The 17,368-nt window shown below is 65.0% G+C and carries 17 protein-coding genes; 15 read left to right on the top strand and 2 right to left on the bottom strand.

Going from position 1 to position 17,368, the window contains the following annotated elements; genetic code table 11:
* The first annotated feature begins 515 nt into the window (after window positions 1-515).
* The 7 genes from Q5064_RS07860 to Q5064_RS07830 all read left to right on the top strand — a co-directional run bounded on the left by Q5064_RS07860 (window position 516) and on the right by Q5064_RS07830 (window position 8,158).
* Window positions 516-3,575 (top strand): molybdopterin-dependent oxidoreductase, encoded by a 3,060-nt coding sequence (locus Q5064_RS07860; protein ID WP_302963642.1) that lies wholly within the window; start codon window positions 516-518, stop codon window positions 3,573-3,575.
* A gap of 19 nt (window positions 3,576-3,594) precedes the next feature.
* Window positions 3,595-4,212 (top strand): 4Fe-4S dicluster domain-containing protein, encoded by a 618-nt coding sequence (locus Q5064_RS07855; RefSeq protein WP_302963641.1) that lies wholly within the window; start codon window positions 3,595-3,597, stop codon window positions 4,210-4,212.
* A 3-nt stretch (window positions 4,213-4,215) separates the two neighbouring features.
* Window positions 4,216-5,085, top strand: coding sequence for a DmsC/YnfH family molybdoenzyme membrane anchor subunit (locus Q5064_RS07850; protein ID WP_302963640.1), 870 nt, complete (start codon window positions 4,216-4,218; stop codon window positions 5,083-5,085).
* Window positions 5,086-5,183: 98 nt separating this feature from the next.
* Window positions 5,184-6,023, top strand: a complete 840-nt coding sequence (locus tag Q5064_RS07845; protein WP_302963639.1) for a DUF6273 domain-containing protein — start codon at window positions 5,184-5,186, stop codon at window positions 6,021-6,023.
* A gap of 66 nt (window positions 6,024-6,089) precedes the next feature.
* The gene (locus Q5064_RS07840) at window positions 6,090-6,773 is read left to right on the top strand and encodes a 4Fe-4S dicluster domain-containing protein (protein WP_302963637.1); all 684 of its coding nucleotides are present in this window, start codon (window positions 6,090-6,092) and stop codon (window positions 6,771-6,773) included.
* A 10-nt stretch (window positions 6,774-6,783) separates the two neighbouring features.
* Window positions 6,784-7,797, top strand: a complete 1,014-nt coding sequence (locus Q5064_RS07835; protein ID WP_302963635.1) for a 4Fe-4S binding protein — start codon at window positions 6,784-6,786, stop codon at window positions 7,795-7,797.
* An 88-nt stretch (window positions 7,798-7,885) separates the two neighbouring features.
* Window positions 7,886-8,158 (top strand): hypothetical protein, encoded by a 273-nt coding sequence (locus tag Q5064_RS07830; RefSeq protein WP_302963633.1) that lies wholly within the window; start codon window positions 7,886-7,888, stop codon window positions 8,156-8,158.
* Between the two features lie 8 nt (window positions 8,159-8,166).
* On the opposite strand, the gene Q5064_RS07825 is transcribed toward Q5064_RS07830, so the two are convergent.
* On the bottom strand, window positions 8,167-9,096 hold the full coding sequence (locus Q5064_RS07825) for a LysR family transcriptional regulator (RefSeq protein ID WP_302963631.1): 930 nt from the start codon (window positions 9,094-9,096) through the stop codon (window positions 8,167-8,169).
* Between the two features lie 260 nt (window positions 9,097-9,356).
* On the opposite strand from Q5064_RS07825, the gene Q5064_RS07820 reads away from it, so the two are divergent.
* The 4 genes from Q5064_RS07820 (at window position 9,357) to Q5064_RS07805 (ending at window position 13,499) form a co-directional block, all read left to right on the top strand.
* A complete protein-coding gene (locus Q5064_RS07820) occupies window positions 9,357-11,162 on the top strand; it encodes an FAD-dependent oxidoreductase (protein ID WP_302963630.1) in 1,806 nt (601 codons plus the stop codon).
* Between the two features lie 140 nt (window positions 11,163-11,302).
* Window positions 11,303-11,428, top strand: a complete 126-nt coding sequence (locus Q5064_RS07815; RefSeq protein WP_302963629.1) for a hypothetical protein — start codon at window positions 11,303-11,305, stop codon at window positions 11,426-11,428.
* Window positions 11,429-11,554: 126 nt separating this feature from the next.
* Window positions 11,555-12,067 (top strand): phosphoribosyl-ATP pyrophosphatase, encoded by a 513-nt coding sequence (locus Q5064_RS07810; RefSeq protein ID WP_302963628.1) that lies wholly within the window; start codon window positions 11,555-11,557, stop codon window positions 12,065-12,067.
* Between the two features lies 1 nt (window position 12,068).
* Window positions 12,069-13,499: a phosphoglucosamine mutase gene (locus Q5064_RS07805; RefSeq protein WP_302963627.1), complete on the top strand. Its 1,431-nt coding sequence runs from the start codon at window positions 12,069-12,071 to the stop codon at window positions 13,497-13,499.
* Here Q5064_RS07805 and Q5064_RS07800 read toward each other — a convergent pair.
* The gene (locus tag Q5064_RS07800; protein WP_302963625.1) at window positions 13,496-14,251 is read right to left on the bottom strand and encodes a hypothetical protein; all 756 of its coding nucleotides are present in this window, start codon (window positions 14,249-14,251) and stop codon (window positions 13,496-13,498) included. The two genes, Q5064_RS07805 and Q5064_RS07800, sit on opposite strands and share 4 nt — an antisense overlap.
* A gap of 72 nt (window positions 14,252-14,323) precedes the next feature.
* Between Q5064_RS07800 and Q5064_RS07795 the strand changes: the two genes are divergently transcribed.
* From Q5064_RS07795 to Q5064_RS07780, 4 genes are all read left to right on the top strand, one after another.
* On the top strand, window positions 14,324-15,271 hold the full coding sequence (locus Q5064_RS07795; RefSeq protein ID WP_302963624.1) for a LytTR family DNA-binding domain-containing protein: 948 nt from the start codon (window positions 14,324-14,326) through the stop codon (window positions 15,269-15,271).
* A gap of 191 nt (window positions 15,272-15,462) precedes the next feature.
* The gene (locus Q5064_RS07790; RefSeq protein ID WP_302963622.1) at window positions 15,463-15,675 is read left to right on the top strand and encodes a hypothetical protein; all 213 of its coding nucleotides are present in this window, start codon (window positions 15,463-15,465) and stop codon (window positions 15,673-15,675) included.
* The gene (locus Q5064_RS07785) at window positions 15,672-16,517 is read left to right on the top strand and encodes an ABC transporter ATP-binding protein (RefSeq protein ID WP_302963621.1); all 846 of its coding nucleotides are present in this window, start codon (window positions 15,672-15,674) and stop codon (window positions 16,515-16,517) included. The genes Q5064_RS07790 and Q5064_RS07785 overlap by 4 nt, the downstream gene beginning before the upstream one ends.
* Window positions 16,517-17,290: an ABC transporter permease gene (locus Q5064_RS07780; protein WP_302963619.1), complete on the top strand. Its 774-nt coding sequence runs from the start codon at window positions 16,517-16,519 to the stop codon at window positions 17,288-17,290. The genes Q5064_RS07785 and Q5064_RS07780 overlap by 1 nt, the downstream gene beginning before the upstream one ends.
* Window positions 17,291-17,368: the final 78 nt, after the last annotated feature.

Genomic DNA, 17,368 nt, shown 5'->3' with positions numbered 1-17,368 from the left:
CCCCCTAACACTAAAACCCACCGCCCGGCCGCGCCTCCACCTTCCCCAACCCCCCCCCGTGGCACCCCCCCCCCCCCCCCGCGGGGCCCCCCCCCCCCGCCCCCCCCGCTTCGTTTGTGGCCGACCGCCCCGCTTCGGCATGAAACAAGCCGGCGGCGCACCGCTGCGGCCTCATCTTATTCCCCGTCGGCATAACCGATGCCAGATGGGCATTGCCAAGGTGTCAATGCGGCATCTTCGGAAATTCCTTATGCCGCCCGCGCGGCGTATCGTGACGTTGAGGGAAAAGCAGGTTGATGCCTTCAAGCATGGTTGAGCGGAGAGGAGGCGCCGGACGTTCCAACCGAGCGAGTTCCGCAGCGACTGGAACAGCCCAGCGGGCTGTTCCATAAAGCGAGGACTGTCCGAGCGAATTGGAATGTCCGGCGCCTCCGACCGAGGCGATGTGCAACACGAGGCCGCAGGGTGCCTTTCCCGAGAGAGAACGCAAGAGAAGGAAGAAGAAGGAGGATGAAATGGGCAAGCTGAACATGACACGTCGTTCGTTCGTCAAGACCGCCGCCGTGTCTGCTGCTGTGGCTGCCGCCGCGGGGGCCGCCAGCCCCACGGTCGCTCTCGCCGAGAACGAGAACGCCGCCGCCGGCGAGTCGGCGGTCACGCGCATCCGCTCCTGCTGCCGCGGCTGCGGCAAGGTGGAGTGCGGCGTGTGGGTGTACGTCCAGGACGGGAAGGTCATTCGCACCGAGGGCGATGCCGACTGCTACCTGACCATGGGCAACCACTGCGCCAAGGGCCAGGCGTCCATCCAGGCGGCCTACCACCCCGACCGCATCAAGTACCCCATGAAGCGCACGAACCCCAAGGGCGACGACGATCCCGGTTGGGTGCGCATTTCCTGGGACGAGGCCTACCAGACCATCGCCGACAACATCCTGGAGATCACCGCGAAGTACGGCAACGAGTCCACCTTCACCTGGTGCGGCACGGGCCGTCAGTGGTGCATGCAGTCCGACGCCGGCATGGCGCTGCTGCTGTTCGGCACCCCGAACATCGTGGCGGCCTATCAGGTGTGCAAGGGCCCGCGCCATTTCGCCAGCCGTATCGACAACGTGCAGGCTTGGTCGTGGTCGGAGTTGATCAACCACTCCACGAAGTTCGTGCAGTGGGCCACCGAGCAGTCGCAGTCGAACTACGACGACGCCGCCCGCACCGTGGTGGACGTCGCCCGTTGCGCCGACGCTTTCATCTCCGTCGACCCGCGCCAGACCAACCTGGGCCGCACCGCCAAGTACTGGCTGCCGCTGCGTCCCGGCACCGACAACGCGCTCGCCCTCGGCTGGTGCCACCTCATCCTGAAGAACGATCTGTGCGACTGGCAGTTCCTCAAGCGTTGGTCCAACTCGCCGTTCATCGTGGTGCCGGATATGGACCCCACCGGCTACGAGGAGCATGTGCAGAACGGCGGCTACCCCTACGCCTACCAGACCCGCCTGCTCACCGAGGCCGACATCGATCCGACCATGGTGGACTGGGAGATCGAGGGCGACGGCGACCCGCAGCGCTACCTGGTGTTCGACCAGCTGAACAACCGCTGGACCTACTGGCAGGCGCATCCCGAGGTGGGGGAGGCCCACTGGGAGGGCGAGACCTGGACCAAGTCCACGAGCTACTTCGACCAGGACCTCTCCCGTCTGCGCGACGACGAGTCGAAGAAGCCCGGCAAGGTGTACGACCTCTCCGAGTTCAACCCCCTCATCGACCCGGCCATGTACGGTGAGTTCGACGTGAAGCTGAAGGACGGCACCACCCACAAGGGCCGTCCGGTGTGGGACATTTGGGCCGAGTACCTGGAGGACTTCACCCCCGAGAAGGTGTCCGAGATCACCGAGGTGGACGCGCAGCTCATCACCGACGCCTGTCTCGAGTGGGCCACCCGCGACGATCCGCGCATCCCCAACGGCGGCATCAACTACGGCCTGGCCATCGAGCACCACGGCATGTCCACGCAGAACTGCCGTGCCATCATGGCCGCCTGCGCCATGGTGGGCGCCATCGACACCCCCGGCGGCCAGCGCGGCGCCACCAACGGCTGGACCACCCAGTCGGGCCCGACGTCCATGTACCCCGGCGCCGACGGCGGCTCCAACCCCGCCTCCTTCGTGCGCGCGCCCTTCTTCGGGCTGTACAACCGCATCGCTGGCTACGAGAAGTTCCCCATGCTGTACTGGTACGCCGTGTGGGCGGACTGCAACTCGGTCATGGAGTATATGCATCGCGATGCGAACGCCCCCTACGAGATCCACGCCGGCATGATCGGCTCCGGCGACCACATGAACATGGCCAACGCCAGCTACAACTGGGAGGCCCTGCTCATGCTGGACTTCCTCTTCGAGGCGAACCTGTGGCATTCGCCCACCTCGGGCGCGGCCGACGTGCTTCTGCCAGTGTGCCATTGGACCGAGATGAACGCCCAGCGCATCGCCCAGGGCTCCGGCGGCTCCTTCAGCCTGTGCGTGAAGGCCGTGGACCCTCCGGGAGAGTGCAAGAGCGACCCGCTGTACTTCCTGGAGCTCGGCCCGTACTTCGGCGTTCCCTTCTCCACCGACCCGGAGGATCCCTACTGGGAGAAGCTGTCGGCCGAGACGGGCAAGTCGGTGGACCTGCTCGCCCTCGAGTACGAGTGCCTCGACGCCGAGCACGGCGGCGGCTGCGCTCCCTATGACTCTTGGGAGGAGTTCGCCCAGGCTTATCAGGAGCACGGCACGTGGAACATGAAGGAAGTGTTCCCCGACGACTGGGGTTCCTACCGCCGCTACGAGATCGGCCAGGCCTTCCGCAAGGCGCCGCATCAGCAGCCGACGAAGCTCGACATCAACATCCCCGGCTTCCCGACGCCGACGATGAAGCACGAGCTGTGGGCCACCACCATCGAGTCGCACTTCCCCGACGGCTCCGACGGCCCCGAGGTCACGCCCGGCTTCCACACCGAGGCTCTGCCCTACTACGTGGAGGGCATCCACTCCCGGGTGCGCGACGCGAAGACCTACGAGGAGTACCCGATCCTCTGCATCACCGGCCGCCGCATCCCGGTGTACTTCCACAGCGAGCATCGCCAGCTGCCCTGGTGCCGCGAGCTGTGGCCGGTGCCCCGCATGGAGATCAACCCCGAGACGGCCGCCGAGCTCGGTCTGGAGCAGGGCGACTGGGCCTGGATCGAGAGCCCCTGGGGCAAGGTGCGCCAGACCGTGGACCTGTACTACGGCATCGCGCCGGGCACCATCAACTGCGAGCACCAGTGGTGGTACCCCGAGCTCGCCCAGGCCGACAAGGGCTTCAAGCTGTCCTGCATCAACTGCATCGTGGACCGCACGGCCCAGGACAAGTACAACGGCTCGTCCACCGTGCGCGGCTATCCGGTGAAGGTGTACAAGGCTACGCCCGAGAACAGCCCGTTCGGCAACCCCGTGCCCTGCGGCAACGACGGCACCGAGATCATCCACGACTCGTCCGATCCGCGCCTGAAGCTGTGGGCCATCTGCGACGAGGGCATCCATCCCGACAAGTTCGACGCTTAAAGGAAAGGAGTGGGAGAAAATGACACAGCTCGCAATTTGCACTGACCTCGATCGGTGCGTCGGCTGCCTCGCCTGCAGCGTGTCCTGCAAAGTGGTCAATGGCGTGCCCATCGGCAACTTCTGGAACAAGACCCTGCGCGTGGGCCCCACCCCCAAGGAGGGCGGTTCCGGCCAGTTCCCCGATGTGGAGACCTACTTTTTGAACGTGCAGTGCCAGCACTGCGAAAACCCCCAGTGCGTGTCGGTGTGCCCCACCGAGGCGTCCCACAAGCTGCCCGACGGCACCATCCAGATCGACAAGTCGAAGTGCATCGGCTGCCAGTTCTGCGTCATGAGCTGCCCCTACGGCGTGCGCTACCTCAACGAGGAGGAGGGCGTCGTGGAGAAGTGCACGCTCTGCCAGCAGCGTACCGCCCAAGGCGAGCTGCCCCAGTGCGTGAGCCAGTGCTGCGGCATGGCCCGCTGGTACGGCGACGCCGAGGCCGGCATCGAGTCCTTCGAGGGGCCGCGCGGCGAGAAGCTCGGCGACTTCCTGAACGACTTCACCGAGGACCAGGTGTACCAGCTGACCGACGTGGGCAACGGGCCCAGCATGTTCTACATCATGCGCGACATCAAATGGCAGGGGGTAGAGTAACCCATGGAGATTCAAATCCCGCTCGTCATCTTCACGAGCTTTCTGGCCTGGGCCGCGGGCATCTTCGGCACCCAGTGCATCCTCGCGCTGCAGAAGCGCGGGGGCGCCGCACAGCTGCCGGCGCTGATTCTATCGGTGGTGGTGCTGGCCGTGGGCGGCATCGCGGTTGTGTTCCACCTGACGCACCCGTTCAACCTGTTCAACGGCTTCGGCCACTTGAGCTCGGGTATCACCCAGGAGCTCATCGCCATCGTGCTTCTGGCCGTGTGCATGGTGCTGTACTTCCTCATGCTGCGCCGCAGTGAGGACAACACGGTGCCCCAGTGGCTGGCCGTGGTGGGCATCGTGCTCGTGCTCGTGCTCATCTTCGCCATGGGCCACAGCTACATGATGCCGTCGCTGCCCGCCTGGGACACGGTGCTCCAGATGCTGTCGCTTTTGGGTGCCGCCTGCGTCATGGGCCCGGCCACGGTGGCCTTCATCGCCGCCGTGCAGGGTGAGAAGATCGAGGGCATCGGCCTGCTCGCCGTCATCGGCGCGGCGGTGAACGCGGTGCTGTCGGCCGCCTACATGTTCGCCATGGAGGCCTCTTCCGCCAGCTTCCAGTCCTTCCAGTACTACTTCGACCCGACTCATCCCAACGTGGCCATGGCCGACCCGACGAGCGTGTCGCTGTTCACTGGCGACTCCCTGACCGCGCTCGTGGTGGCCGTCATCGCCCTGGTGGCGGCGCTCGTAGGCGCCCTGGTGGGCAAGAAGCAGGACTCGTGGAAGGTGTGGGGCGCGGTGGTCGCCATCGCCGGCCTGGTGTGCGCGGTTGCCCTGCGCATCATGATGTACACCATGGGCGAGACCCTGTTCATGCTGTACTAGCGGGCTTCGGGAGGGCTCCGCGCGGGGTCTTCCCGCCCTTCGACGAACTGACAGGACCATAGGAGGTTCTCATGCGAGGAATATACAGGAAAGTAGGTGTGGTTCTGGCGGCGGGCGCCCTGGTGGCGGGCCTTGCCGGATGCGCCAGCGAGAGCGCGCCGGTGAGCGATCCGGCCAAGGGCGACAACACCCTTCTCGCCTACACCGGGGCCAACACCGCCGAGGCGCAGAGCTTCGACACCGTGAGCTTCGGCACCTATCAGGGCCAGGCCATCTCCTGGCTGAAGCTGGCCGAGCAGGACGGCAAGACCCTGCTGGTGAGCGAGTACGTGCTCGACGCGGTGCCCTATGACACCTCGGCCGAGCAGTACCAGTGGTCGGTGCAGTCCCCGCGCCCCCAGAAGGACGTGCAGTGGGCCGACAGCTCGGTGCGCGCGTGGCTGAACGGCGAGTTTCTGAACGCCGCGTTCAGCGCCGACGAGAAGGGCGCCATTGCTGCCACGACGCTGACCGATACGAAGAACAACGTGTCGCATACGGGCGCCACGGCGGCGGACCCGTCGATCCATGTGGCCGACGAGACGACCGACCAGGTGTTCCTGCTGAGCGTGGCCGAGGCGAAGCAGTACTTCGCCAACGACGCGGCCCGCTTGGCGCATCCCACCGACTACGCTGTTGCCCAGGGCGTCTACGTGGGCACGGCGAGCAATGCCGATCAGCCCGAGGGTGCTGCCGTGTGGTGGCTGCGCTCCAACGGCTACTACGCCGGCTACGCCTCGGTGGTGACCGACGATGGCTACGTGCACGGTGACGGCTACCGCATGGCCGGCGAGCTGCACGACGGCTTCGAGGATCATGGCTCCGAGCTCGCGAGCGAGCTCGGCGGCAACGTGGGCATCCGCCCCGCCATCTGGGTGGAGACGAGCGCGCTTTCGTAAGGCGCTTCGGATGGGGGCGGCTGGCTGGCTGGCCGCTCCCGTTTCTTACGGAGAAGGAGGAAGAGCATGGCTGGAGGCAATCCGCTTTCGCGGCGCACGCTGTGCATCGGCGTGGGCGCCACGGTGGCCATGGCGGGCTTGGGTTCGCTGCGCTACCTGGGAAGCGAGGCGCTCGTGCGGCCGCCGGGAGGTCAGGACGAGGAGAACCTCGTTTCCAAGTGCGTGCACTGCTACCGGTGCATCGAGGCGTGCCCCGAGCAGGTCATCGTGCCGGCGTCCATCGGCGCGGGGGTTTTGAACATGCGCACGCCGTGCATGGAGTTCTCGGACTGCTACCCCGGCCAGCTGGACGACTTCCGCTACTGCGATATGTGCGCCGAGCGCAACGGGGGCGTGCCGCTGTGCGCCGAGGTGTGCCCGACCGGGGCGCTTCAGCTGGCTGCCGACTACGCGCCCGAGACCGAGGTCATCGGCGTGGCGGTGCTGAACACCGAGACCTGCATCGCCTACCGCAGCAGCTTCTGCGCGTTCTGCCACGATGTGTGCATCCAGGTGCGCGGCGAGGAGAACGCCGCCATCTACTACCAGAACGCCGACGCCTCCGAGGCGCTGGACACGCGGTTGCCCGTGGTGGATGCCGAGAAGTGCAACGGCTGCGGGGCCTGCGAGGCCGTGTGCGTGTCGGCCCAGGCCGGCTCGGCCATGAACGCCGCCGAGCGGGCCATCGTCGTGAGACCGTTGGAAGGGTAGGGTGGTTGCCATGAAGTTCAAGAATGCGCGCACCGCGGTGGTCGCCGTCGCCTTTGTGGCGTTGGCGGCGTGTTTCATCGCCAACGTGGCCGCCGGCACCTGGTGCGGCTTCGGGGCGGGCGACATCGCCGTGCTCTGCCCGGTGGGGGCGCTTCTGTCCATGGTGGCGGCCAAGACGCTCGTTCCCCGGGCGGTTCTCAGCATCGTGGTGGCCGTGGCCCTCGTGCTGCTCTTGGGCCGCGCCTTCTGCGGTTGGGTGTGCCCGGTGACGCTGTGGCGCCGCGTGGGCGAGTTCTTCAAGCCGGTGAAGAAGCGCGAGGCCGAGCTGGCGGCCGCCTCCGAGGAGAACAAGGCCCTGGCCGCCGAGGAGATCGAGGTGCTTTCGGCAGCCACTCGCGAGGGCCACGGCTGCGCCTCCTGCGGCGCCTGCCATGCGAAGCGCAACGCGAAGTTCGACTCGCGTCATGCGGTGCTGGGAGGTGCGGTGCTCACCACCGCCGTGTTCGGGTTTCCGGTGTTCTGCCTCGTGTGCCCGGTGGGGCTGTCCTTCGCGGCCGTGGCCCTGCTCGTGAGCCTGTTCGGGGCGGGCGATTTGAACTGGTCGCTTTTGTTCGTGCCGGCCATGCTCGTCATAGAGCTGGTGTTTCTGCGCAAGTGGTGCGGGCGCTTCTGCCCCATCTCGGCGTTCATGAGCCTCTTCTCGCGTTTCAGCCGCACGGCCGTGCCGGTGATCGACAACGAGCGCTGCCTGGAAACGGCCAAGGGTGTGGCCTGCTCGCGCTGCGCCACCGTGTGCACCTTCGACGTGAACCTGCGCCATCCCGACCTGGGCGAGCTGCCGGTGCACGATTGCGCCCGCTGCGGCGACTGCATCGACGCCTGCCCCACGAATGCCATCGCCTTCCGCGCCGTAGCTGGCAAGCCGGTCCCCTTCGCCGACGCCTTCGCCTCGCTGCGGAGCGGCACGACCGCGAAGGACCGGCCGGCCCCCGCATTGGACGACCTGGAACCCGAGGAGGCCTGATCGGTTCGGCCTGCTGTCTCGGTCTCGCACCCTCCCACTGCTATAATTTGCTATAATTTGCTATAAAGCTATGGTGAAGTGGGGTTTTATGAATCCGTTCAAGCCGACAGCAGGGAAGATGCCGCCCGAGCTCATCGGTCGCGACGCTATCGTGGAGGCCTTTGTCGACGGTATGGGCAATGGCCCGGGTGCCCCTGAGCGGTTGATGCGGCTGACAGAGCTGAACTCGTATCGCAGCCGCCTCATCAAGGAGAACGTCGTCGAATCGCGAGCTCGCGGCGAGATAGAGTTCGCCATCCCGTACATGGCAGACTACCTGAACGCCCACCGCGCTGATTTGCTGGACGAGATGGGTCTGTAGAGTGAGTCCTAGCGCGATTGGTTGGCGGCTCGATGCATCTCGTCGTAGAGGAGCCTGCCGTTCTCGGTTTCCACGAAATTGCGGTTGAAGAGAACGTAAAAATCCGACGAGATGTCCATGTCCGCTAGAGAGAAGGTCTTAAGGTCGGGCCTTTGCTCGATGCCGAATCGCGGCAGAAGAGTTGTGGGCGCAATGCCGATGCTCTGACCGAAGTCGTGCGAAAAGTACTCGAAGTGATCAGAGAAGCTCATGGTGGTGATGGCAATGTCTGCGCCATGAGAGGCGAAGCGCTCGGTCATATGGTCTCTCTGGTAGCCGGCGTATATATCGGGTGGAACGAGAAGCGTTGAGCCGGACAGGTCAGCTGCGCAGAGGATGTCTCTCTTGAAGAGAGGGTTGCTCTGGGCGACCAGGAGGAGGATTTTCTCCGTGCTGACTTTGAACCCTTTGATAAGCGGGGAATCCAGGGGGTTTGCCGGACTCCCTTGCTTATAGCCGGCAACAATAATGCGGTTCTCGTCTGCTGCAAGGGCGTCAGCGGTGCTTAAAGGGCCGTTTTCTATCACGATGGACAGTTGCTTTTCGGGGTGGCTTTCTTGGAGCGCTCGCCGAGCCGCGAAGAGCTCAGATTCAATCCAGGGGAGGTTCGAGGCAGATATTTTTACGGCAATGAGGTTGTCGGTGAGGTGGCTGTAAGTGTCGACAATCGCATCCCATTCGTCTGTGAAGCGCTGGGCCACATCGACGAATTGTCTGCCTGCAGTGGTGAGAGAGGCTCGGCCGCCGTGCTTGTTTATCAGCTGGCAGTTGAGCTCATCTTCCAGCTCTGCCAGATGGGCGGCAAGGGCTGGGCGGGAAACGAAGAGCCGCTTTGCCGCTAGTGAGTAGTTTAACTCTTCTGCGAAGACGAGGTATTCCCTCAGTTGTCGCATGTCCATACGGCATCCTTTCCGCGGCCCTTCTTGGCGCCAAAACGGTCATTTCGGTAGCTACTATCGCATATTACGCAGCGTCGACTCCGCCTTTCGAAGAAAGAAGTTGCGGTGCTGTAGGAATTTTTGTCACGGGGTAGCTGTTTCGTGCAAGGGTGGCCGCTGTTTGTCCAGAGAAAGCCTAGGGGACTCGCTTATGGTGGAGCAAGGAGAGGCCGAGCCAAGCGAGGCCTCTGGTATTGGAGGAGTATTGGGAAAGGGGTTTCATGATGACGAGCATGGATCGACGGAGCTTTTTGAAGGGATCTGCATTGTTGGGCGGCGTCGTGGCGGTTGCGGGTGCGGTTGGCTGCGCACCGGGCGAGCAGACGCTGTCGACTCCGGGGGCGGCTGGCGATGAACGCGATGCGTTCGAGGCGGCCCGGGCGCCTATCGACCCGGTGGCGGTGCCCGAAGGCTGGGATGAGGAAGTCGATGTGGTAATCGTTGGCTCGGGAGCGGGCGGCGTAAATGCGGCCATTCGTCTCGCTCAGGCGGGCTATTGTCCTCTTGTGCTCGAGCGTCTTGGCGAGCTCGGGGGCAATTCGAAACATTCCTCGGTGTTCTCGAATTTCGGAGGTCATGCTCAGGCCGAGGCGAACCAGTGGGCTTACCCGAGCTATCCGTACGATGTTGATGGCATTGTCGAGTTCATGCTCGATTGCCAGCAGAACACGGGCGACCCGGAACTTCTGCGCGCCATGGCGGTTGAGGGTCCGAAGTGCATCGATTGGATGATTGAAAAGGCCGATGCGAAGTGGGTTCCCATGAACCCATCTCCTGCCGGCGCTGGGCTTTTGGAGTGGGAAGGGATGTCGACGCCTACCAATGGCATTAACGTCAATCTGGTTCCTATGCAGCTATTGACGGAGAGGGCGCAGGCGGAGGGTGCTGAGTTCCGTACAAACTGCACCGTGGAGGCCTTGGTGTATGACGGAGAACGCGTGCAAGGCGTTCTGGTGACCTCCGAGGGTGCGAAGCAGCACATTAAGGCTTCCAAAGCGGTGCTGCTAACAGCTGGCGGTATGGAGATCAATCGCGCCATGATGTCCAAGTACTCGCCAACGGCGTTGCGGGGTATTGCCAACATTGCGACGCCGCCCAATGGCACGGGCGAGTGCATTCGCATGGGCCAGGGGGTTGGAGCCGACCTTGCGGGCTATGATTCCACGGGCGCCTTCGATGGCGGAGTGTGGTGGGTCGAGTACGATGAGTACGATACCGAGATGGATGCTCACATTAACAAGGACGGCAATCAGGCGCTTCGGCAGCCGTGGCTGCGCATCAACCGTAATGGTCAGCGCGTTCCATACATCTCCACATCGGCGACGACGTATCCTTACGATCCCAATGCCGCACCCGGATCCCACGGTTTGTGCGAAACGGCTGCCATCGAGATGTCCCAGCCGGGCGGGAAGACTTACTGCGTTTTCGATTCGAAATTCGATCAGCTGGTGATGGGCAACTATTTCGGCCAGGTTATCTGCCGCAAGGCGAAAATCGTAGCTGAGGACGATCCCCTCATCGACCGCGTTCCCGAGTGGCTGCGTGATTGGCATACGGGCTTTGAGATGATGGTCGAGGGCGGTGCTATCAAAAAGTGCGATACCATTGAAGAGTTGGAGGAGTCCTTGGGGCTTGGCCGGGGTGTGCTCGTGAACGCTGTGGCTCGTTGGAACGAGGCATGCGCAGAGGGGGAGGATTATATGCCCACCTATCCCTATCTGCCCGAATGGATGATTCCCGTCAATGAACCGCCCTACTACGGTGCAGCCTTGGGCGGTCATGTGTTCGGCTCAAAATGCGGCTTGCGCGTTAATCCGAGTATGCAGGTTGTTTCTATCGATGGCGCCGTTATTCCCGGTCTCTATGCGGGATGGCATACGGCTGGCGGATCGGCGGGCGATGGGAATCCTGCGGGTAAGCCCCTGACGGGTATGTACGCCGACTTGGGCTTGGCGTTTGTGGGAGGCTATATGGCGGCTGGCGGCATTCTCGCCGAATTCGGCGACGGGGCCACTTCAAACGGATAGTTAGTGGCGACTGGTACACATTCGCATTAAGTGATTTGGAGAAGGTGGCCCGCGCGGGTCACCTTCTTCTTGTCGTACGGGTATCATAGGCAGGCTGGCAAAGTCCGAACGTGGGCGGCGCTTCGAGAGGAGTGTTGCCTATGGAGATAATCCTGGAAGCTCTTAACGTGCTGACGATGGTTTCGACCATCGCCGCTTTCATACTTGAGGTATGGAAAACATGGAGGGAGGATAAACGCGAGGATGTCGTGGGAAGAAAAGAATAGGGGCTAGCTGCCACTAACCCCTAATCAAAACAACCTGCGCCGCCCGACCAGAGTGTAAGGTCACTCGGGCTTTGCCGGTATCTGCATTATAGCATGCTCGCCTGCGAAGAGAAAGCAGTGTCACCTATGGTTGATAAGACGTACATTCCCGAAGGCGAGGTGGCGCCCGTCTCGCAGATCGGCGTCACGTTGGAGGCGCTCGGTGCCACCATTGCCGCCCGGCGTGAGGCCGACGAGACGAGCTACACCCATCGGCTTCTGGCCGGCAACGTGGATAGCGTGCTGAAGAAGGTCATGGAAGAAGCCGGGGAAGTGGCCCTGGCCGCCAAGGACGTGGAGGGCTGGGCCACCTCGTCGCTCGCCGCGGCCGTGGCCTTGCAGGCCGCCGATGATGGGGCCGCGGTCGCCGATGCTGCCGACGAGCCCCTTTCGGTGCAGCTTCCGCCCGAGTACGGCGAGGCGGTGGACCACCTGCGCTACGAAGCCGCCGACGTGGTGTATCATTTGCTGGTAGTACTTGAGCGCTACGGCATCTCGCTCGACGAGTTCGCCGCCGAGTTGAACAACCGCATGACCGACGAGGAGCGCCCCGCCGGCGCCGTGCGCCTGCACGGGGAATACGTGAGAAGAGGAAAGTAACATGGCCCGACTGTTTGGAACCGACGGCGTGCGCGGCATCGCGAACGTCGAGCTGACCTGCGAGCTTGCCTACCGTTTGGGCCAGGCTGCCGCTACCTTCCTGGGCAAGACCATCGTGGTGGGCAAGGATACGCGCCTTTCCGGCGACATGCTGGAGGCGGCCATGGTGGCCGGTATCATGAGCGCGGGCGGCACGGCGCTCGTGGCCGGCGTCATCCCCACGCCGGGCGTGGCCCTGCTCGTGCGCGAGATGAGGGCTGCGGGCGGTGCGGTCATCTCAGCCTCCCACAACCCGCCGGAGTACAACGGCATCAAGCTCTTCGACGCCCAGGGCTTCAAGCTGCCCGACGCCGTGGAGGACGACATCGAGGCGTTCATCGCCGCGGGAGGCCTGGAGGGCCAGGTGGCCGAGGCCCGCTCCGTGGCCGATGCGGCCGCGCGCACCTCGGCGGTCGAGGGCGCCCCGGCCGACGCGCTCACCTACATCGCCTCCGAGATCAACATGCCCTCGGGCGGCTCCCTCGGCGTGACGGTGCCTCTGGAGCAGGCCTGCGAGATCTACATCGACCACGTGGTGCGCTCCATTCAGAACCAGGGACTCGATTTCTCGGGCCTGTCCATCGCGCTCGACACGGGCCACGGCGCCTCGGCGCTCACGAGCCCCGAGGCCCTGCGCCGCCTCGGCGCCGAGGTGACGGTCATCAACGACGACTTCAACGGCATGGACATCAACGTGCAGTGCGGCTCCACCCATCTGGAGCCCCTGCGCGCGCTCATGGCCGAGAGCGGCGCCGATGTAGGCATCGCCCACGACGGCGACGCCGACCGCGTGATGATCATGTGTCCCGACGGCACCGTGGTGGACGGCGACATGGTGGAGGCCGTCTGCGCGCTCGATATGCGCGAGCGCGGTGTGCTGGCGGGTGATGCCGTGGTGTCCACGGTCATGGCGAACTTCGGCTTCGTGCGCGCCATGCGCGAGGCCGGCATCGAGGTGGTGCAGACGAAGGTGGGCGACCGCTACGTGCTGGAGGCCATGCGCGAGCACGGCTACTCCATCGGCGGCGAGCAGTCGGGCCATATGATCCTGCTCGAGCACAACTCCACCGGCGACGGACTCATGACGGCCTGCCAGTTCTTGGCCGCAGTGCTGCGTTCCGGCAAGCCCGTGGGCGAGGCCATCCGCGTGATGGAGAAGATGCCCCAGACCCTCATCAACGTGCGCGTCGCCGACAAGCACGCCGTGGACGGCAGCGCCGAGGTGGCCGCCGCCGTGGCCGCGGCCGAGGAGGCCCTGGGCGACGACGGCCGCGTGCTCTTGCGTCCAAGCGGCACCGAGCCGGTGGTGCGCGTGATGGTGGAGGCGGTGGACCCGGCCGCTGCCCGCGAGCACGCCCGAGCCATCGCCGCCGTGGTGGAGGCCTGCGTCTAGCGCGCTTTCCGGGCGCTGCGCCATGAGCCCATGGAGCGGCGCAGCCAGAGGGCGGCCAGGGCCAGCCAGACGACGAGGTTGGCCGCGAGGGCCGGAAGGGGAAGGCCCAGCGCGTCGGGCATTCCCGTGGCTGCCGCCGTGCAGCTGCCGGCGAGAAATCCCAGGGGGCTCACTGCGACGAGCGGCGCCCACTGCGGCCCCATCGCACCGAGCAGTGGCAGCATCCCGGCAACGACGAGGGGCCAGGACCATCCGTTCGTGCGCATCTGGTCGGCGGCGCGCAGGCCGCACCCGCAGAAGAGCATGAGCACAGGAAGGCTGCCCGCGCCCGCCAGCAGCGCCGCGGGAGCGAGTCCTGCGATTGGTGCGCCCACAAGCGCCAGGCACAGGGGCACGAGCACCGCGCAGCCCACGGCGCCGACGATCACCTTCGCCGTCACGATGGCCCCCAGGCTCGCGCCGCCGCGCAACATGACGTCATAGGTGCCGCGGGCGTCCTCCTCGCTCATGACGAACAGCGTGACGACCCCGCCCGCCTCCAGGGTGGGAAGGATCGCCGCGAAGGCCATGAGGAAGGCGCCGAAGTCGGAGGCTGCGGCCGCCTCGTCGGCCAGCATGGCCCCGAAGAACCACGAGAAGGCGACGGCCACCACGGCGCACAAAAGCACTGTGGGATTGCGCAGGGCGCAGCCCGCATCGCGCGCGATGAGCGCACCGATAATGCGCAGCGTCGTGTGCCCCTGTTGGTCCATAGGCGCCTTTCTTTCCCTTATCTTCTCGGTCGCCATTATAATAAACGGCGCAACCGACCCGGAAGAGAAGCCATGGCCTCAGAGACATTTCCTACCGAATACTCCTCCATCGAGGAGCTCGTCCGCGCGGAGGCGGGTCAGGCGTGTCGCAGCGTGCATGTGGAATGCGCCCGCGAGACGAGCCTGCGCGCCCGCCAGGCTGCCATTGAGGCGCAGGGCGCTCGGCGCGGCGCCTACTTCCTGGAGGACGACGGCGGCTTCGACCGCGATACCGTTCGGTCCTACCTGCGCTTCTTCGCCCGCCTCGCCAGGCGGGACAATGCGGCGGCCGAGGATGCCCTGACCCACTTCGCCCTGGAGGAAAGCGCGCGCACCCTAGTGGCGAAGCTTACCCCCGAGCAGCGCGCCCTGCTCTCCTTCGCCCGCATGAGTCTCTTCGAGCCGGAGCTGTGCTTCTGCGAGCGGCCCCTGCTGGATTTGGGTGCTGCCTCCCGTGCCCTCGTGCTGGCGTGGATCGCCGAGCGCCACGAGGCCGGCACCGTATTCGTTACCGTGGGCCAGCCCCTGCGCGAGGCGTTACTTATGCCGGGTCGCGCGTTTTGGGAAGAGGAGGGCCGCCTGATTGCGGCCGATGTGGAGGAGGCGGGCGTCGAGGGAGATGACGGCTTCTCCGACGAGGTGCGCGTGTGCAAGATCGCCGTGAAGGCCGGAGACGCCACGCTGCTGCTCGATCCGCGCGACATCGACTTCATCGAGAGCGCCAACCGGGTGAACTACGCGAGCGTACGCGGCGAGCTGTACCCGACGAGCCTCACCATGGACGAGCTGGAGGCTGAGCTTACCCGCTTCGGGTTCTTCCGCTGCCACCGCTCCTATATCGTGAACGTGCAGAAGGTGTCCCGCGTGGAGCGCTACACGCGCAACACCTTCAATCTCGTGCTGTCCGATGCGGCGCATACCTCGCTGCCTCTGTCGAAGGGCCGCGCCGAAGCCATGCGCGACCGCTACGGCTGGAAGTAGGAGCCGCTGCGGAATCTGCGTGGGGCTTACCGCTGGTCTCGCTCTGCTCCTCTCGTGCGCCTCGGGGCTCCTCTCGTGCAGCCTTGGGCGCGTGTCGTGCAGAAGACATTGCAGGCAGCGGGCGCTTTCCCGATCATGGGCCTCGTCAGTTCACCGGCGCTTGTATAGCGCCCTGAAAGAGAGGATTTCCCATGATCACGACCCATGCTCTTACCATTCTGGTTGGCGCGCTCGCCTTCGCCTTCGTGCTCATCGGCGCGGGGGTAGTGTACCTGCAGCGCCATATCGACGAGGGCCTCGCCAAGGTGAACAAGCGCCTGGACGCCCTGGAGCCCGGCCGTCCCGCCGCGGCTGAGACCAGCGATGCCGCCGTGGCCGTCGGCGTCGCGAAAGCCGTTCGATGAGCGCGGCCATCCTTTCCATGGAGGCGGTGAGCCTGAGCTTCGGCAACAAGCGCGTGCTCGAGAACCTCGCGTTCTCGGTGCGGCGCGGCGAGGTGTTCGGCTTTCTGGGTCCGTCGGGATCCGGCAAGACTACCACCATCAAGCTGCTCACGCGCCAGCTTGCCCGCGATAGCGGTCGCATCAGCCTGCTGGGGCGCCCCATCGAGCGAGCGACGGAGGCCGACTACGAGCGCGTGGGCATCCTGTCTGACACGAGCGCTCTGTACGACCGCATGTCCATCGCCGACAACGTGGGGCTCTACGCGCAGCTGCGCGGTGTGGGGCGGCGCCGGGTGCCGGCGCTGCTCCAGCGCCTCGGTCTGGCCGATGATGCCAAGACGCCCATCAAGCACTGCTCGAAGGGCATGCGCCAACGCGCGGCCCTCGCGGCGGCTCTCGTCCACGAGCCGGAGCTGTTGTTTTTGGACGAGCCGACGAGCGGGCTCGATCCGGCGGCTCGCGCCGAGGTGCACAAGCTGCTCGCCGGCCTGCGCGCCCGGGGGACGACGGTATTTCTCACCACCCACGACATGGCCGAGGCGGAAACGGTGTGCGATCGCGTGGCTATCCTGGCCGACGGCGCCGTTGCCGCCTGCGACGACCCCGACGAGCTGAAGTTGCGCTATGCTCGCAACCGCATTACGGTACGCACCCGCACGGGCGGCACGCTGGAGCTTTCCAAGGACGCTGCCGATGTCGCAAAGCTGTCCGAGTTGGCTGCGGCCGACGAGTTGCTCGCGGTGCATTCCGATGAGCCGAACTTGGAGGAAGTGTTTCTGACGTTGACGGGAAGGGAGTTCTGATGCAAGCGAATCTGCGCAAGCTGAGCGCCCTTATCGCCAAGGACGCTGTCGATCTCGTCAAGAACCCGACCATGATCCTGTGCGTGCTAATGCCCGTGGGTTTCGCCGTGTTCTATCGGTTCTTCATCGGGGATATGGGCCTGGCCGACCCACTGCGCGGCGACGGGGGCTTCGACGCAAGCCCCCAGGTGACGTCGGTCGTCCAATACATCGTGCTGTCAATGTCGCTGTGCCTGTCCATTGGCATGGGCGCCTCTGTGTCGCTCATCTACGGTTTGGCCGAGGAGAAGGAGAAGCACACCCTGCGCACCCTCATGCTGGCGAATGTGAGTGCCGATCAGCTCATGCTTGCCAAGGGAGTCGTGGCCTTCGTCCTGACGCTGGCGACTGAGCTGGTGTGCTTCGCCGTGTCGGGGGCGCCGTGGAGCCTTGCCGGGTGGTATCTGCTCCTCGGCGGCGTGGGGGCGGTGCCCGTCATTCTGGTGTCGCTCGTGATGGGGCTTGCCTCGCGCGACCAGATGACCGCGGGCCTGTACAGCGTGCCGGTGCTCCTGCTTTCCATGGCGCCCATCTTCGGCAGCTTCTCCGAGAGCATTCGCGCGGTGGTGCGCTTCGCGCCCACGGGAGGTGCAGACGAGCTGTTGCGCCTTATTGTGAGCGGGAATCTGACGCCGGCGGATGCGATGGCGCCCCTCGCGGTGACGGCTGCTTGGATAGTGGCCGCCGCAGTGGCCTTCAAACTGCTCTACCGCCGACTCCTCCGCGACAACTAGCGCTCAGATCGACCTCCTCAAATTGCAAAGAGGGGGTCGGATCTATTGCAAACAGCAGGTTGAAATAGTTGCAAACAG

The sequence above is a fragment of the uncultured Adlercreutzia sp. genome, assembly GCF_958431955.1.
Lineage (GTDB): Bacteria > Actinomycetota > Coriobacteriia > Coriobacteriales > Eggerthellaceae > Adlercreutzia.
This window is presented reverse-complemented; position numbering and strand designations above follow the sequence as displayed.

Excerpts from the sequence above, each read along its gene's own strand:
- Q5064_RS07860 (WP_302963642.1), top strand. The coding sequence starts at position 516 with ATGGGCAAGCTGAACATGACACGTCGTTCGTTCGTCAAGACCGCCGCC.
- Q5064_RS07855 (WP_302963641.1), top strand. The coding sequence starts at position 3,595 with ATGACACAGCTCGCAATTTGCACTGACCTCGATCGGTGCGTCGGCTGC.
- Q5064_RS07850 (WP_302963640.1), top strand. The coding sequence starts at position 4,216 with ATGGAGATTCAAATCCCGCTCGTCATCTTCACGAGCTTTCTGGCCTGG.
- Q5064_RS07840 (WP_302963637.1), top strand. The coding sequence starts at position 6,090 with ATGGCTGGAGGCAATCCGCTTTCGCGGCGCACGCTGTGCATCGGCGTG.
- Q5064_RS07835 (WP_302963635.1), top strand. The coding sequence starts at position 6,784 with ATGAAGTTCAAGAATGCGCGCACCGCGGTGGTCGCCGTCGCCTTTGTG.
- Q5064_RS07830 (WP_302963633.1), top strand. The coding sequence starts at position 7,886 with ATGAATCCGTTCAAGCCGACAGCAGGGAAGATGCCGCCCGAGCTCATC.
- Q5064_RS07825 (WP_302963631.1), bottom strand. The coding sequence starts at position 9,096 with ATGGACATGCGACAACTGAGGGAATACCTCGTCTTCGCAGAAGAGTTA.
- Q5064_RS07820 (WP_302963630.1), top strand. The coding sequence starts at position 9,357 with ATGATGACGAGCATGGATCGACGGAGCTTTTTGAAGGGATCTGCATTG.
- Q5064_RS07815 (WP_302963629.1), top strand. The coding sequence starts at position 11,303 with ATGGAGATAATCCTGGAAGCTCTTAACGTGCTGACGATGGTTTCGACC.
- Q5064_RS07810 (WP_302963628.1), top strand. The coding sequence starts at position 11,555 with ATGGTTGATAAGACGTACATTCCCGAAGGCGAGGTGGCGCCCGTCTCG.
- Q5064_RS07805 (WP_302963627.1), top strand. The coding sequence starts at position 12,069 with ATGGCCCGACTGTTTGGAACCGACGGCGTGCGCGGCATCGCGAACGTC.
- Q5064_RS07800 (WP_302963625.1), bottom strand. The coding sequence starts at position 14,251 with ATGGACCAACAGGGGCACACGACGCTGCGCATTATCGGTGCGCTCATC.
- Q5064_RS07795 (WP_302963624.1), top strand. The coding sequence starts at position 14,324 with ATGGCCTCAGAGACATTTCCTACCGAATACTCCTCCATCGAGGAGCTC.
- Q5064_RS07790 (WP_302963622.1), top strand. The coding sequence starts at position 15,463 with ATGATCACGACCCATGCTCTTACCATTCTGGTTGGCGCGCTCGCCTTC.
- Q5064_RS07785 (WP_302963621.1), top strand. The coding sequence starts at position 15,672 with ATGAGCGCGGCCATCCTTTCCATGGAGGCGGTGAGCCTGAGCTTCGGC.
- Q5064_RS07780 (WP_302963619.1), top strand. The coding sequence starts at position 16,517 with ATGCAAGCGAATCTGCGCAAGCTGAGCGCCCTTATCGCCAAGGACGCT.